The 14,635-nt window shown below is 73.9% G+C and carries 14 protein-coding genes; 11 read left to right on the top strand and 3 right to left on the bottom strand.

The genetic code is table 11. From position 1 onward, the window contains the following. Position 1: 1 nt before the first annotated feature. A complete protein-coding gene (locus ACWEJ6_RS15925) occupies positions 2-2,908 on the bottom strand; it encodes a DEAD/DEAH box helicase (protein ID WP_452424281.1) in 2,907 nt (968 codons plus the stop codon). 79 nt (positions 2,909-2,987) lie between these two features. Here ACWEJ6_RS15925 and ACWEJ6_RS15920 point away from each other — a divergent pair, with 79 nt between their 5' ends. From ACWEJ6_RS15920 to ACWEJ6_RS15900, 5 genes are read left to right on the top strand one after another with little or no spacing between them, the layout of a single operon-like run. Next, positions 2,988-3,152 (top strand): hypothetical protein, encoded by a 165-nt coding sequence (locus ACWEJ6_RS15920; protein WP_358285249.1) that lies wholly within the window; start codon positions 2,988-2,990, stop codon positions 3,150-3,152. 51 nt (positions 3,153-3,203) lie between these two features. Continuing rightward, entirely contained in the window at positions 3,204-3,584 is a 381-nt protein-coding gene (locus ACWEJ6_RS15915) for a phage holin family protein (protein ID WP_387664432.1), read from the top strand. Beyond that, a complete protein-coding gene (locus ACWEJ6_RS15910; RefSeq protein WP_452424278.1) occupies positions 3,581-4,213 on the top strand; it encodes a DUF3618 domain-containing protein in 633 nt (210 codons plus the stop codon). The genes ACWEJ6_RS15915 and ACWEJ6_RS15910 overlap by 4 nt, the downstream gene beginning before the upstream one ends. Positions 4,214-4,215: 2 nt before the next feature. Then, the gene (locus ACWEJ6_RS15905) at positions 4,216-5,154 is read left to right on the top strand and encodes a YihY/virulence factor BrkB family protein (RefSeq protein ID WP_364337943.1); all 939 of its coding nucleotides are present in this window, start codon (positions 4,216-4,218) and stop codon (positions 5,152-5,154) included. After that, on the top strand, positions 5,151-5,588 hold the full coding sequence (locus ACWEJ6_RS15900; protein WP_452424276.1) for a protease inhibitor I42 family protein: 438 nt from the start codon (positions 5,151-5,153) through the stop codon (positions 5,586-5,588). Before ACWEJ6_RS15905 ends, ACWEJ6_RS15900 begins: the two co-directional genes overlap by 4 nt. On the opposite strand, the gene ACWEJ6_RS15895 is transcribed toward ACWEJ6_RS15900, so the two are convergent. Next, positions 5,575-6,171 carry a TetR/AcrR family transcriptional regulator gene (locus ACWEJ6_RS15895; RefSeq protein WP_452424274.1) on the bottom strand — a complete coding sequence of 199 codons (597 nt, stop codon included), beginning with the start codon at positions 6,169-6,171 and terminating at the stop codon, positions 5,575-5,577. The two genes, ACWEJ6_RS15900 and ACWEJ6_RS15895, sit on opposite strands and share 14 nt — an antisense overlap. A 5-nt stretch (positions 6,172-6,176) precedes the next feature. Then, positions 6,177-7,733, bottom strand: coding sequence for an MFS transporter (locus ACWEJ6_RS15890; RefSeq protein ID WP_452424272.1), 1,557 nt, complete (start codon positions 7,731-7,733; stop codon positions 6,177-6,179). 52 nt (positions 7,734-7,785) lie between these two features. Here ACWEJ6_RS15890 and ACWEJ6_RS15885 point away from each other — a divergent pair, with 52 nt between their 5' ends. From ACWEJ6_RS15885 to ACWEJ6_RS15860, 6 genes are all read left to right on the top strand, one after another. After that, positions 7,786-8,493 carry a DUF1838 family protein gene (locus tag ACWEJ6_RS15885; protein WP_452424270.1) on the top strand — a complete coding sequence of 236 codons (708 nt, stop codon included), beginning with the start codon at positions 7,786-7,788 and terminating at the stop codon, positions 8,491-8,493. Next, complete coding sequence (locus tag ACWEJ6_RS15880; RefSeq protein WP_352356968.1) at positions 8,490-8,903, top strand: HIT family protein; 414 nt, start codon at positions 8,490-8,492, stop codon at positions 8,901-8,903. Before ACWEJ6_RS15885 ends, ACWEJ6_RS15880 begins: the two co-directional genes overlap by 4 nt. Positions 8,904-8,949: 46 nt before the next feature. Then, on the top strand, positions 8,950-10,128 hold the full coding sequence (locus tag ACWEJ6_RS15875; protein WP_352356966.1) for a sensor histidine kinase: 1,179 nt from the start codon (positions 8,950-8,952) through the stop codon (positions 10,126-10,128). A 111-nt stretch (positions 10,129-10,239) separates the two neighbouring features. Then, positions 10,240-10,989, top strand: a complete 750-nt coding sequence (locus ACWEJ6_RS15870; protein WP_352324464.1) for a LytR/AlgR family response regulator transcription factor — start codon at positions 10,240-10,242, stop codon at positions 10,987-10,989. Beyond that, positions 10,986-11,471 carry a hypothetical protein gene (locus tag ACWEJ6_RS15865; RefSeq protein WP_452424267.1) on the top strand — a complete coding sequence of 162 codons (486 nt, stop codon included), beginning with the start codon at positions 10,986-10,988 and terminating at the stop codon, positions 11,469-11,471. Before ACWEJ6_RS15870 ends, ACWEJ6_RS15865 begins: the two co-directional genes overlap by 4 nt. 19 nt (positions 11,472-11,490) lie before the next feature. Further along, complete coding sequence (locus ACWEJ6_RS15860; RefSeq protein WP_357964520.1) at positions 11,491-12,978, top strand: sodium/solute symporter; 1,488 nt, start codon at positions 11,491-11,493, stop codon at positions 12,976-12,978. Positions 12,979-14,635 lie beyond the last annotated feature (1,657 nt).

Genomic DNA, 14,635 nt, shown 5'->3' with positions numbered 1-14,635 from the left:
GTCAGGACCCTCCCGTGAGGCGGAACACCTCGCGCAGCTCGTCGGTGGACAGGTCGGTCAGCCACTCCTCGCCGGCGCCCACCACCCGCTCGGCCAGCGCCTTCTTGCGCTCGATCATCTGGTCGACGCGCTCTTCGAGGGTGCCCGCGCAGATCAGCTTGCGCACCTGGACGTTCCTGCGCTGGCCGATGCGGAAGGCCCGGTCGGTGGCCTGGTCCTCCACGGCCGGGTTCCACCAGCGGTCGACGTGGACGACGTGGCTCGCCGCCGTCAGGTTGAGCCCGACGCCGGCCGCCTTGAGCGACAGCAGGAACAACATCGGCTCCGGGTCGTGCTGGAAACGCTCGACCAGACGGTCGCGGGTCTTCTTGGGCAGGCCGCCGTGCAGCCACAGGACCGGGCGGCCGAGCCGCTGGGCGAGGTAGGGCTGGAGCATCGTGCCGAACTCGGCGTACTGCGTGAACAGCAGCGCCTTCTCGCCCTCGGCCAGGACCTCCTCGGCCAGCTGCTCCAGCCGGGCCAGCTTGCCCGACCGGCCGGCCAGGCGGGAGCCGTCCTTGAGCAGGTGGGCCGGGTGGTTGCAGACCTGCTTGAGCCTGGCCATGGCCGACAGCACCAGGCCGCGCCGCTCGACGCCCTCGCTGTCGTCGATCCGGGCCAGCATGTCGTCCACGACGGCCTGGTACAGCGTGGCCTGCTCGGGGGTGAGCGGGCACCACTCCTTGATCTCGATCTTCTCCGGCAGGTCGGAGATGACGGACCGGTCGGTCTTGAGACGGCGCAGGATGAACGGGCCCGTCGCCCGCTTCAGCGCATCGGCGGCCTGCTCGTCCTGGCGGGCCTCGATGGGCTCCTGGAACCGGGTGCGGAAGCGGGCCCGCGGCCCGAGCAGGCCGGGGTTGGCGAACTCCATGATCGACCAGAGCTCGGCGAGGTGGTTCTCGACGGGCGTGCCGGTCAGGGCCAGCCGGGTGCGGGTGGGGATCGACCGGACGGCGCGGGCCTGGAGGGTGCCGCTGTTCTTGATCGCCTGGGCCTCGTCGCACACCACCCGGCGCCACTCGTGCTCCCGCAGGATCTCCAGGTCGCGGTGGGCGGTGCCGTACGTGGTGATCACCAGGTCGGCCGCCGCGATGCGGGCGGCGTCCCGGCCGGGGCCGTGGTGGACGTACACGCTCAGCCCCGGGGCGAACCTGGCCGCCTCCCGCTGCCAGTTGCCCACCAGCGACATCGGGCAGACCAGCAGCGTGGGCGCGGTGGCCCGCTCGTGGACGAGCAGCGCCAGCGTGGTGACCGTCTTGCCCAGGCCCATGTCGTCGGCGAGCACGCCGCCGAGGCCCAGCTCCGACAGGAAGCTCAGCCACGCCAGCCCGCGCTCCTGGTAGGGCCGCAGCACGGCGTCCAGGCCCGGCGGGGTCGCGAGCGGGGTGAGCCGCCGCTCGGCCTGGCCCGACAGCAGGTCGCCGAGCACGCCGTCGGCGTCGACCGCCAGCAACGGCAGCTCGTCGTCGCCCTGGATCACGTGGCGCAGCAGGTCGGCCGCGGCCGCCTCGCCCGCGCGCACCCCCTCCACGGCCCGCAGCGCGGCCTTGAGCTGCCGGTCGTCCAGCTCCACCCACTGGCCGCGGACCCGGACCAGCGGCACCTTGAGCCTGGCCAGCTCGGCCAGCTCCGCCTCGCTGATCGTCTCCTCGCCCACCGCCAGGTCGACGCGGAAATCGACCAGCTCGCGCAGCCCGAAGCCCTGGCTGACGGCCGCCGTCTGCGGCTTGGTCCTGGTGGTGAGCTTGAGCCCGAGCCGCGTACGGCCCGCCCAGCGCGGCAGCTGCACCCCGAACCCGGCCGCCTGGAGCAGCGGCGCGGCCTGGCGCAGGAAGCCGAACGCGCCCGCCGTGTCGAGGGCCAGCTCGCTCGGCTCCGGCACGCGCAGGGCCCGGTCCAGCTCCGGGTAGAGCCGCACGGCCCGGCCGAGCCCGGCCAGCAGCTCACGCTCCGGCCGGCCGGGCAGGCCCTTCTCGCCGTCCCAGACGCGGGCGGCCGGGACGTACAGGCTGGGGTCGTCGGCGGCCTGCAACGCCAGCTCGACCCGCCAGTCGTCGCCGGCGGCCGGTTCGAGCAGGCGGAAGCAGACGCGGGTGGCGCCCTCGGCCGCCGTGACGGCCGCCCGCCAGCGGTCCAGCTCCTCGCGCAGCCCAGGGTCGTCGGGGCAGGCCGGGTCGCCGGTCAGCGCGGCCAGCCACCGTTCCCGCGGCGTCGCCGGGGCGGCGGCGGAGGGAGCGGCCAGGGGAGTGGTGACGGCCTGCCGGACGAGCGCGTCGGTGAACGTTTCCAGCGCCTGGAGCTGCACCCCGGCGGCCGGACGCTCGGCGGCCCAGGTGCGGCAGGCGGGCGGCATGGCCAGGGCCAGGTCGCGGAAGTAGGCGGCGTCGGCCCCGGTCAGCACGGGCCGCCACAGAGCCAGCGCGGCGCCGTCGGCATCGGGCACCGGGACGAGCTGGGGGACGACCCGGCCACGGCCCACCAGGTCGCGGGCGAGCGCGGCGACGGCGGCCCAGTGGCGGACGGTGGCGGTGGCGTCGCCCGGAAGGCCGTCCAGCGCGGCAAGGGCCTCGGCGGGCGGCAGCACGACCGCGGGCACCCGCCACGGCAGCAGCCGCGGCCTGACCACCTCGGTCAGCAGCCCCGTCTCCGGCGAGGGCAGCGGCCCCTTGGCCGACCCCGGCAGCAGCAGCTCCAGCTCCCTGGACGGCCCGCCCACCCCGAGGCCCGGCACGCCGGCCAGCTCGGCAGGGGACGCGGCGAACGGATGGGGCCGCGCGCCCGCCCCACGGGACACGGCGGCGGCCCGGCCGGGAACCTCTCCCCAGAAGGCGAGCCCGTCACCCGCCCACACCCCGTGTACCAGCACCCCGGCAGGTTACCGCCGGCCTGGAGCGACCGGTCCGCGAGTCTTCTGCGGGCCGGGCCGGAGGTCGTACCATCGAAGGATGAACACTCCCGGATCGTGGTGTGAGCGGCCTGAGCCGCAGGCTCCCTCGTGCGAGCTGCCCGCACCGTGGAGCAAGCCGAAGCAGCCCGACAACTGGTGCGAGGCGCCCGAGTCGCCGGTGGCGTCCGTCCTCCGGTTCCTGCTGAAGGCCGCCAAGAGGTAATAACAGGCGGTCAGCTGGGTAGTCGCCTTCCTCAGCGGAGGAGGCGACGTCGTGAACGATACCCACAAGCTGGTCAGTGATCTGTCCGACCAGGTCTCCAGGCTCGTCAAGGACGAGCTGCGCCTGGCCAGGCTGGAGCTCGCGGAGAAGGGCAGGCGCGCCGGGTTCGGCGCGGGGCTGTTCGGCGCGGCCGGGATGGCCGCGTTCTTCGGCGCTGCCGCGCTGGTGGCCGCCGTCGTCCTGCTCCTCGCTCTGGTCATGCCCGCGTGGGCGGCCGCCGCGATCGTGGGGGCGGTCCTGCTCATCGCCGCCGCCCTGCTCGGCCTGACCGGAAAGAACCAGGTGAAACAGGCCACGCCGCCGGTCCCCGAGGAGACCATCGCGAGCGTCAAGGCCGATATCGACATGGTCAAGGAGAGGGCACGCCGATGAGCGAGACGGACCCCGGATACAGCGAGCAGCACGCCGGTGACGTGGGCGCCCGCAGGGCGACCGTCGGCACGCCGACCGAACGCGAGTCGATCAACGTGCCTCCGACGAGACCGGGGGCTGCGGAGAACGCGAAACGGGCCGAACTGGCCCGGCAGGAACACGAGACCTTCATCCCCGAGACCCCCGTGCCGGACGACCGGACCGAGGCGGTGGAGAGCCGCGCGGTCGAGGAGGAGTCGCTGGGCGGGGGCGGGGGCCGTGGCGAGGACGACGAGGAAGAGGAAGACGTGCGAAAAAGCATCAAGGAGACCAGGAACGAACTGGGCGACACGGTCAGCGCCCTGGCCCACAAGGCCGACCTGAAGGGCCGGGCCGCCGAGGCGGCCGGCACCGCCAAGGGCAAGGTCGCCGAGATGACCGGCGTGGCCAAGGGCAAGGCCGCCGAGGTGACCGGCACGGCCAAGGGCCTGGCCGGCGAGGTCGCGGGCAAGGTCCGCGAGGCCACCCCCCACCAGGTCAAGGACGCCGCCACCGGGGCGCGCAAGCGTCCGGTGCTGCTGCTGGCCGCGGCGGCGGCGGTGACGGCCCTCGTCGTGCGGCGGCTCAGGAAGCGCAACAGGGCGAAGTAGGCGTGCGTTCCCCCGAAAGACCTGCGGAACTGCCGCGCAGGGCCTGGTGGAGCGTGCTCAAACGCACCGTCGTCGAGTTCCGCAACGACGGCGTCCAGGACCTCGCGGCGGCGCTCACCTACTACGCCGTCCTGTCCATCTTCCCCGCGCTGATCGTGCTGGTGTCGGTGTTCGGCCTGCTCGGCAGGCGCGACACCGCCACCCTGGTCGGCAACCTCGTGGTGCTGGCGCCCGACGAGGTGCGCTCCCTGATCGTCACGGGCGTGCGGTCGGTCCAGGAGAACGCGGCCTCGGCCGGCCTGGTCGCGATCGTCGGCCTGCTGGTCGCGCTCTGGTCGGCGTCGGGCTACATCGGCGCGTTCATCCGGGCCGGCAACACCATCTACGACATCGACGAGGGGCGTCCGTTCTGGAAGGTGACCCCGCTCCGGATCGGGCTCACCGTGCTGGCCACCGTGCTGCTGGCGCTCGGCGCGATCTCCGTCGCGCTGACCGGCGACCTGGCCAGGAGCGTCGGGAAGGCGCTCGGCCTGGGCAGCGCGCTGGTGACCGCCTGGGACATCCTGAAATGGCCGGTCCTCGCGCTCGTCGCGGCCGGGCTGATCATGGTGCTCTACTGGGCCGCGCCGAACGTGCGCCAGCCCGGCGTGCGCTGGATCACCCCCGGCGGGCTGCTCGCGGTGGTGCTCTGGGTCGTGGTCTCCGGCGGCTTCGCCCTGTACGTGGCCCACTTCGGGTCCTACGGCAAGACCTACGGCACGCTGGCCGGCGTCGTGGTGTTCCTGATCTGGCTGTGGTTGTCGAACATGGCCCTGCTGCTGGGCGCCGAGCTGGACGCCGAGCTCATCAGGGAACGCCAGATCGCCGAGGGCGAGCCCGTCGGGCAGGAGCCGTACGTGGAGCCCCGGGACCCGCCGAAGGAGGATAGCCTTCCCGAGTGAAGCGTGGAAAGGCCGTCGTCGCCGCACTCGCCCTGCTGACCTCGGGGTTGGTGGCCGGCTGCGGCGACGGCTCGGCGGTCAGCGACTTCGGCACCGTCGTCAAGGGCGCCAAGGGCACGACCGTGCGCGCCGAGCTGCGGCCGGGGCAGCGGTTCTCGCTGGCCGTCCCGGACAACCCCTCGGTGGGCGACAATTGGCGGCTGGCGGCGGTGCCCGACGCCAGGGTGGCCTCCTACATCAGCGAGGAGCGCAGGAGCGCGGGCCAGGCCCCCGGCAGCGGCGGCACCGCCTACTTCGTCTTCAACACCAAGAGCCCGGGCACCGCCGAGATCACGCTGCGCGACTGCTGGCGGTGCGGTCAGAGCTCGACGCCGCCCGACGAGGAGAGCAGGCGGCAGTCGGGCGAGGCGGTCTTCGAGATCACCGTGCGCTGAGCACGGCCCGGCACAACACGTCGAGGGTGGTCGCGGCGATCACCTCGGCCTCGGCGCCTTCGCCGGAGTCGGCGCACGCGGCCAGGCGGCGGCGGCCCTCGCCCAGGATGCTCCACCCCAGGTGGGCCACCAGGTCGGGATGCGGCTCCCCGGCCTCGGCGAGCAGCCCGCGCAGCGGCTCGATCATCGTCTCGTGCAGCTGGTCGAGCCGGTGGCGGCACTCGGCGGGCAGGTCGACCGCGGCCACCGCGCGCAGCAGCGCGTGGTCGGGGCTGGTCACGAACGCCAGCGACACGGCGCCGAAGGCGCGCACCCGCTCCTCCAGGCCGCCGTCGCGGGTGGCCGTGACGAGCCGGTCGGCCCAGCGGGGGATCGCGTCCTCCACGAGCTGGGCCAGGATGTCGGCGGTGGAGGAGAAGTAGCGGTAGACGCTGGAGCGGGCCAGCCCGACCCGCGCGCCCACGGCCGCGGGGGTGAGCCCGGCCGGGCCCTCGGCCGCCAGGACCTCCATGGCGGCCGCCAGCAGGGCCGCGTGCTGGCTGGCCCGATGGTCGGCCACCGTCGCCGCGCTGATCCTCGGCACCGGACTCACTCCTCCTCGCGTCGTCTCCTCCCAGTATCGGGCAGCAGGAACGTCGCCCCGACGCCGCCGAACAGCACGAGGCCGGTCACGATCGTGACCCGGCGGGTGGCGTCGGCGCCCGCCGCGACCGCGGCGGCGTGGTCGGCGGGGTCCCTGATCGCCGCGATGGCCGCGCCGGCGCTCTCCCGGACGGCCTGCCCGAGCGCGGGCTCGCCGGGCAGGCGTTCGGCCATCGCCGCGTCCAGGCCGGTGACCAGGACGGCGCCCAGCACCGCGATGCCGACGGCGGCGCCGAGCTGGCGGATCGTGCTCTGGAGCCCGGAGGCCACGCCGGAGCGGCGGGCGGGCACGTCGGCGAGCATCACGTTCGGGAGCTGGGCCGAGGCGAAGCCGACGCCGACGCCGTACAGGACGAGCCACGGCACCAGCGTCCACGGGCCGAGCGAGGGGGAGACGGCCAGGCCGATCGCGATCGCGCCCACGGCCTCCAGGACGAGCCCCAGCCGCACGATGACCCTGGGCGCCAGGTCGAGCCGCGGGACGACGCCGCCGGCCAGGAACGTGCCCCCGGCCAGCGAGGCGATGATCAGGCCGGTGGCGAATGCGGTGAACCCCATGGCCGCCTGCAGGAACAGCGGCAGCACCAGGATCAGGCCGAACTCGCCGAGACTGACGATCATCGCGGCGGCGCCGCCGTACCTGAAGGAGGGGATGGCGAACAGCGACAGGTCCAGCACGACCGGGCGGCCCGATCGTGCCCGCGAGCGCTCGACCAGCAGCAGCGCGGCCAGCGCGAGCGCCGCGAGCCCGAAGGCGAACGGGATCGGCGAGACGCCGCCGAGCGGCCAGGTCCACCCGAACAGCGTGGCCTCGCCGGTCGGCGTGAACCAGCCGTAGCGCTGGCCCTCGATCAGGCCGAACACCAGCGCGGCCGGGCCGACCACCGACAGCAGCACGCCCGGGACGTCCGAGCCGCCCGCCGCCGCGTCCTTCGACTCCGGCACCCGGGCCGTGCCGAGCAGCACGAGCAGGCCGATCGGCAGGTTCACCCAGAACGCCCAGCGCCAGCCGAAGTCGGTCACCACCCAGCCGCCGAGCAGCGGGCCGAGCGCGGCCATGCCGCCGATGATCGAGCCCCAGACGGCGAAGGCGATCGTCCGGCGCGAGCCCGTGTAGAGGGAGTTGATGATCGCCAGCGTCATCGGGACCACCATGGACGCCCCGACGCCCTGGACGACGCGGGCGGCGATGAGCAGCGCGCCGCTCGGCGCGGAGGCGGCCAGCATGCTCGCGGCCAGGAACACCGCCAGGCCGACGGCGAACATGCGGCGCCTGCCGTGCACGTCGCCGGTCCGGCCGAGGGGGATGAGCAGGGAGGCGAAGGCCAGGGAGTAGATGGAGTTGACCCATTCGACGTCCGTGGCCGACAACCCCAGATCGCCCATGATCGCGGGGACGGCGACGTTCACGATCGTCGCGTCGATGATGATCATCGACATCCCGACGCCGAGCACGATCAGCGGGAGCCAGCTCTGCCGGGTCCGCTCATTTAGCGACACCATGTCTCTAAAGATAGCAACATGCTGTCTCGAAGCAAGGGGTAAGCTCCGGATCATGGACTTCATCCGGGTGCGTGCCTCGGCCGACGGCGCCGAGACGATCTCCTACTGGACCGGCGACGTCTACGGCTGGCAGGACGACGACGGCCCCCATCACCTGTTCGGCTTCGAGGGGCTGAACGTGGCGCGGGCGCGCCCGGCCGACGGCGGCTGGGAGCTGCTGACCAGGGAGGCGGCGCTCTACCTCGACCCGAGGACCAGGGAACCGATCGACGTGTGGGACAACCCGCTCACCGGGCGGTCCGTCGAGGTGCAGCACGTCTTCAACGACCCGGTCAACCAGCGGCTCGGGGCCTATCCGGTGCCGGTGACGCGGTTGGGGGAGCAGGTCGTCTACAACGCCGACATCCGCCTTTCCTACCCTTCGCCACTACCTGTCGCGAAATATCCGGAAAACTCGGCTCGGGACACGTATCGGGCGTTGGAGCTCTTCCAGTTCTTCGCCTCGGCCGCCGACGTCGAGTCCGGCATGCCCGACGTGCCGGCGGTCTTCTCCTGGTGCCGGGTCTCGCCCTGGCTGCCCTGGATGGCCATGGGACAGCGGCCGGGCGGGCTGGTCTACCACTGCCGCGGGGCCAAGGTCGCCGACGTCCCCGGGCGGCTGCGCGACCGCGTCGGCAAGCACTTCCTGCACGCCCCCGAGGAGTGGACCGCGCCCAACATGACGAGCTGGACGGCCTTCGCCGATAAGGTCGGGCGGTGAGCACCGACCTGTTCTGCGAGATCATCGCCGGCGCGCGTCCCGCCCACGTGGTGAGCGCCGACGAGGTGGCCGTCTCCTTCCTCGACACCCGCCCGGTCTTCAAGGGGCACGTGCTCGTCGTGCCCCGGCTGCACGTCGAGACGCTGGCCGACCTCGCCGACGTCGGGCCGTTCTTCTCCCGGGTGCAGGCCATGGCCAGGGCCGTGGAGGAGGGGCTGGAGGCGGCCGGCACGTTCGTGGCGATGAACAACCGGGTCAGCCAGAGCGTGCCCCACCTGCACGTGCACGTCGTGCCGCGCAACCGCAAGGACGGGCTGCGCGGCTTCTTCTGGCCGCGCACCACCTACGAGTCCGCGCAGGAGGCCGAGACCTACGCGGCGGCCGTGGCCAAGGCGCTGGCGGCCGAGTGAGGGCGGCGCGCGGCACGGGCTGCGGCGGGCGCTAGGCTCGGGGCGCGTGGAGTACCTGGTCGGCGTCGCCGTCGTGGCCGTGCTGGTGGGCGTGCCCGCGATCGTGCTCTGGCGCGTCATGCGGGGCCGCCGCGAGCTGGGCACCAGCCCGGCCGAGCGGGCCACGTTCGAGACCCTGCACACCGCCTCCATGGCCGGGCCGCCGCTGCGGGCCGGGCTGACCCCCGAGGGCGCCGAGCGCGCCTCCCGCCACCTGCGCGCGCTGCTCGGCTCGGCCGCGCTCGCGATCACCGACCGCGAGCGCCTGCTCGTCTACGACGGCGCCGGCGACCACCACGCCGCCCAGGCGTTCGAGCACGCCGCCGCGACCTTGCGCGACGGCCGCACCCAGGTGCTCACCATCGACTGCGAGCTGCTCGAATGCCCGATCCGGCACGCCGTCGTCGTCCCGCTGACCACCGACGACCGCCTGGTCGGCGCGCTGGCCGCCTACGGGCAGAACGCCTCGGCCGGCCTGGTCAGGGCGGCGCAGGAGGTGGCCGGCTGGGTGAACTCGCAGCTGGAGCTGGCCGAGCTCGACCGCTCGCGCACGCTGCTCATGGAGGCCGAGGTCCGGGCCCTGCGCGCGCAGATCTCGCCGCACTTCATCTACAACTCGCTCACCACGATCGCCTCCTTCGTCCGTACGGACCCCGAACGCGCCCGCGAGCTGCTGCTGGAGTTCGCCGACTTCACCCGCTACTCCTTCCGGCGGCACGGCGAGTTCACCACGCTGGCCGAGGAGCTGCACTCGATCGAGCGCTACCTCACCCTCGAACACGCCAGATTCGGCGACCAGTTGCAGGTCACCCTGCGCATCGCCCCCGAGGTGCTGCCGGTCGCGGTGCCGTTCCTGTGCCTGCAGCCGCTGGTCGAGAACGCCGTCCGGCACGGCCTGGAGAGCCGCAACGGCGTCGGCCGCATCACGATCATCGCCGAGGACGCCGGCGCCGAGTGCCGCATCAGCGTCGAGGACGACGGCCTCGGCATGGACCCCGACCGGCTGCGCCGCATCCTGGCCGGCGAGATCGCCCCCACCGGCGGCGTCGGCCTGGCCAACGTCGACGAACGGCTCCGCCAGGTCTACGGCGACGAGTACGGCCTGGTCGTCGAGACCGGCACGGGCGCGGGCACCAAGGTCAACGTGCGCCTGCCGAAGTACCACCCCGGCGTCTCGGCCCGCTGACCTCCCGCCGACTTCCCACACCTGCCCCCACCTGTGACCCCGCCGTGACGGCCTTGACGTTTGGTGCGGGTTTCATCACTGTCTAATGCATTCGAGGTGTGAGGAGTGAGTGTGACCGGGCTGCGCGTCCTGGCGGTGGACGACGAGCTACCCGCGCTGGAGGACCTGTCCTACCTGCTCCGCGCCGACGCCCGCATCGGCGAGGTGGTGACGGCGCGCGACGGGGCGGCCGCGCTGCGCCTGCTGGACCGCGGCATCGCCGAGGGCCGCCCGATCGACGCCGTCTTCCTCGACATCCGCATGCGCGGCCTGGACGGCGTCGTGCTCGGACGGCTGCTGTCGCAGTTCGCCAACCCGCCGCGGGTCGTGTTCGTCACCGCGTACGAGGAGCACGCGGTGGACGCCTTCGAGATCAAGGCCGAGGACTACCTGCTCAAACCGGTGCGTCCCGAACGGCTCGCCGAGGCCATCAGGCGCGTGGCGGTCTCGGCCGACGTGCCCGCCGAGACCGGCGAGAGCGACACCATCCCCGTCGAGCTGGGCGGCGTGACCCGGTTCGTCTCCAGCGCCGACGTCCTCTACGTGGAGGCCCAGGGCGACTACGCCCGGCTGCACACCGCGAACGGCAGCCACCTCGTCCGCATCCCGCTCGCCACGCTGGAGGAGCGCTGGGCCCCGGCCGGGTTCGTCCGGGTGCACCGCAGCCATCTGGTCGCCGTCAAGCACATCGAGGAACTGCACATCGACTCGGGCCGGTGCAGCGTCCGGGTCGGCGACACCGAGCTCCCGGTGAGCCGGCGGCACACCCGCGAGCTGCGCGACCTGCTGGTCCGCCGCGCCAGGAAGGGCAGGACGGAATGACCTCCGATCCCCGGCCGGGGCGTCCTGCGGGGTCGCCGCGCACCGACCCCGCCCGCCGCACCGACCCCGCCCGCCGCACCGACGCCGCCCGCCGCATGGACGCCTTCCGCCGCTCCGAGACGCCGCGCCGGGTCAGCGTCACCAGCCCGCGCACCGCCGCCGCCCGTCGCCCCCGCTACCCGGCCACCAGGGAGATCGACGAGCAGACCCGCCTCGGCGAGGTCTACATGCGCTCGCTCCTGCGCACCCAGTTCCGGCTCGCCCTGTTCGTCTGCACCGTGCTGGCCTGCGTGGTCGGCGGCCTGCCGCTGCTGTTCCTGCTCATCCCCGAACTGCGCGAGGTGGACGTCCTCGGCGTCTCCCTGCCGTGGGCGGTGCTGGCCGGGCTCATCTACCCCGCCTTCGTCATCGGCGCCTGGCTGTACGTCCGCCAGGCCGAGCGCAACGAACGCCACTTCGCCGAGCTGGTGGAACGCCGGTGACCGGCGCGAAGGGCCCCTCGTGAGCCTCACCGCGGTGGTCGTCGTGATGGCGGCGGCCGTGCTCATCGGCGCGTACGGCATCAGGTTCTCCCGCACCACCTCCGACTTCTACGTCGCCTCCCGGACCGTCAGCCCCCTGTGGAACGCCTCCGCCATCGGCGGCGAGTACCTGTCGGCGGCCTCCTTCCTCGGCGTCGCCGGGCTCATCCTGTCCTACGGCGTGGACATGTTGTGGCTGCCCGTCGGGTGGACCGGCGGCTACCTGGTGCTGCTGGTGCTGGTGTCGGCGCCGCTGCGGCGCTCGGGGGCGTACACGCTGCCCGACTTCGCCGAGGCCAGGCTGGAGTCGATGACCGTGCGCAGGACCGCCAGCGTGCTCGTCGTCCTGATCGGATGGCTGTACCTGATGCCGCAGTTCCAGAGCGCCGGGCTGGTGCTGCGCACGATCACCGGGGCGCCGGTGTGGGCGGGCGGGCTGCTGGTCGCGGGGGTGGTGGCGGTGAACGTGCTGTCCGGCGGCATGCGGTCGATCACGTTCGTGCAGGCGTTCCAGTACTGGCTCAAGCTGACCGCGCTGGCCGTGCCGCTGGTGTTCCTGCTGCTGGCCTGGAAGGGCGACGGCGCGCCCGCGCTCAGCGTCCAGGACGCCACCACCTGGCAGATGCCGCTGGCCGGGGCCAAGGAGTACGGCCTCTACTCGACGTACTCGCTGATCCTGGCCACGTTCCTCGGCACGATGGGCCTGCCGCACGTGCTCGTGCGCTTCTACACCAACCCCGACGGCCGGGCCGCCCGCCGTACGACGCTGGTCGTGCTGACCCTGCTCGGCGCGTTCTACCTGCTGCCCGCCCTGTACGGCTGGCTCGGCCGCCTCTACGCCCCCGACCTCGTGCGCACCGACGCGGTCGTGCTCACCCTGCCCAGCCGCATGATCGGCGGCACGCTCGGCGACCTGCTCACCGCCCTCGTGACGGCCGGGGCCTTCGCGGCCTTCCTGTCCACCTCCTCGGGGCTGACCGTGTCCGTCGCCGGGGTGATCGCGCAGGACCTGCTGAAAGGCGGGGTGCGCTCGTTCCGGATCGCCACGCTCATGGCCGTCGCCGTGCCGCTGGCGCTGGCGTTGTGGGCGCGGGCGCTGCCGGTCGCGGACGTGGTGGGGCTGGCGTTCGCGGTGGCCGCCTCGTCGTTCTGCCCGCTGCTGGTGCTGGGCATCTGGTGGCGGCGGCTCACCACCACCGGGGCGCTGGCGGGGCTGTTCGTGGGGGGCGGGCTCGCCTGCTCGGCCGTGCTCGCCACGATCACCGGGGGGCCGTACGAGGGGCTCACGGGGGCGCTGCTGGCCCAGCCGGCGGCCTGGACGGTGCCGATCGCGTTCACGGTGATGGTGTCGGTGTCGTTCCTGACGCCACACCGCGTACCGCCCGGCGTGGCCCGCACGATGGTCCGCCTCCACACCCCGGAAAACCTCGACCTGGACCGCGGCGACTGGCACCCCCGCTCCCCATGACCCGCCCCCGGCCCGTCGGTCCCTCGTCCGCCCCGGCCCGCCGGTCCCTCGTCCGCCCGTCGGTCCCGTGCCCGGGCCGTCGGTTGCGCGCCCGGCCGGCGCGCGGGAGCGTGCCGGTGGGCGTCTGCCCGCCCTTGCGCCCTCCCGCCCTTCACGACCAGCCCGCGGCGACGCCTCCCAAGCGCTCCGACGCCACCCCGTTTCCACTGGCGCCCTTGTTGTGCGCCACATCTCCGGCCCCCGCCCCGGCTCCGGCACCTCTTCCTCTCCCAGGGCCGCCTTCGGTCCCAGCGCCGCCCACGGCCCCTGCTGCCCTTGATGTGGCTGGGCTTCCCAGGGCGCTCGCGGCTCGGGGCTTGTGGTCGCTTCCCGTGGGGCGCGGGATGCCGCCCTGGTCGTAAGGCTGTTCGCTCTGGGGTGGTGGGTCCAGGCCGGGGCGGTACGGGCCGGTGGCGCGTGCGGACGTGCTTCGGCCGGGCCGGGGCTGACTCGCCCCTTCCCGCGGGACGTCCGGCCGGGCCGACCCCTCTGGCTCGGTGTCGGGTGGGGCTGGGGTTCGGCCTGGGCGCGGCTGGGCCGTCCCCTGGGGTGGGATGTGCGAACGGGTCCACTCCTGCGGCGTGCTTCCGGGATGGGTCGCGGGCCGGCCGGGCTGGTGCTGCTGGGCTGACGCTTGCGGCGCGTGGGCGGGCTGGGCCGGCGCCTGTGACCGAGGGCCGGGTTGGGACGGTATCCGATGGGCGAGACCCGGATGGGACGGCTCCTGCGGCGGAGGGTCCAGCCCCGGGCGGTGACCGACGCCGGTGGGCGGTGTCTTGGAACGGCCGGGCCCCGGGTCTCGGCCGCCGGACCGGGCCGCGCGGGAACGACTGCCCGCAGTCGAGGGCATGACGTCCTGTGCCTGACGGAAGGGCTCATGCGGCGTGGTGCCCGCGGTGGGCGGTTCGTGCGGTGTGGTGCCCGCGAGGGGCGGTTCGTGCGGGGTGGTGTCCGCGGTGCGTCGCTCGTCCGGTGTGGTGCTTGCGGTGGGGGGCTCGTCTGGGAGGGTTCCCTCGTCGGGGGCGAAGTACGGTCTGGTCGGGGGCGTGGGGTGGGAGGCGTCGCTGGGCCGGGCGGCCTGTTCGGTCATGGGTCTGGCGGCCGTGCCGGCGTGGGTCTCGACGTCGAGCACCTCGTGTCCCGGGACGGTGTGCGGGGCCTCCTCGCCGGGGGCCGCGTGGTGGATGGTCCGTCCGGTGGCCGCTCCCAGGTCGCCCGCGTGCTTCCGCTCCGGTCGCCAGGAGGGGGCGCCACCCCTCGGCCACCCCCGACGCACCCCGCCGCCCTCCTCCGGCCGGCCTCCCTGCATTCCGCCTTCTCGCGCCGCCGAGGCAGGCGTCCCCGCAGCGGTCTTCCCCGAGGACAGGGAGTCCCGAAGGGAGGGGGTGGGCGTGGAGGGTGGGGTGGTGGTGGGGAAGGCGTGGCGGGCGGTGCGGGGTGGGGGAGTGGCGGTGGTCGAGGGCAGGTGGTCCAGGAGGTGGGGGGCGGCGTTCAGGAGGTGGTCGATGAGGTGCGCCAGGTCGTCCAGCCGCACCCGCAGCGTCGCCCGCGCCCGCGCGCCGCCGCGCCGGGCACCCGGGGCCCGGCCCTCCGGCCCGGCCTCCTCCACCCGCATCTC

This window comes from Nonomuraea sp. NPDC004702, assembly GCF_053601695.1.
The sequence above is the reverse complement of the archived record's forward strand: the minus strand, read 5'-3'. Positions and strand labels throughout refer to the sequence as shown.

Coding starts and splice junctions, on each gene's coding strand:
- ACWEJ6_RS15920 (WP_358285249.1), top strand. CDS start 2,988: ATGAACACTCCCGGATCGTGGTGTGAGCGGCCTGAGCCGCAGGCTCCC.
- ACWEJ6_RS15910 (WP_452424278.1), top strand. CDS start 3,581: ATGAGCGAGACGGACCCCGGATACAGCGAGCAGCACGCCGGTGACGTG.
- ACWEJ6_RS15890 (WP_452424272.1), bottom strand. CDS start 7,733: ATGGTGTCGCTAAATGAGCGGACCCGGCAGAGCTGGCTCCCGCTGATC.
- ACWEJ6_RS15885 (WP_452424270.1), top strand. CDS start 7,786: ATGGACTTCATCCGGGTGCGTGCCTCGGCCGACGGCGCCGAGACGATC.
- ACWEJ6_RS15865 (WP_452424267.1), top strand. CDS start 10,986: ATGACCTCCGATCCCCGGCCGGGGCGTCCTGCGGGGTCGCCGCGCACC.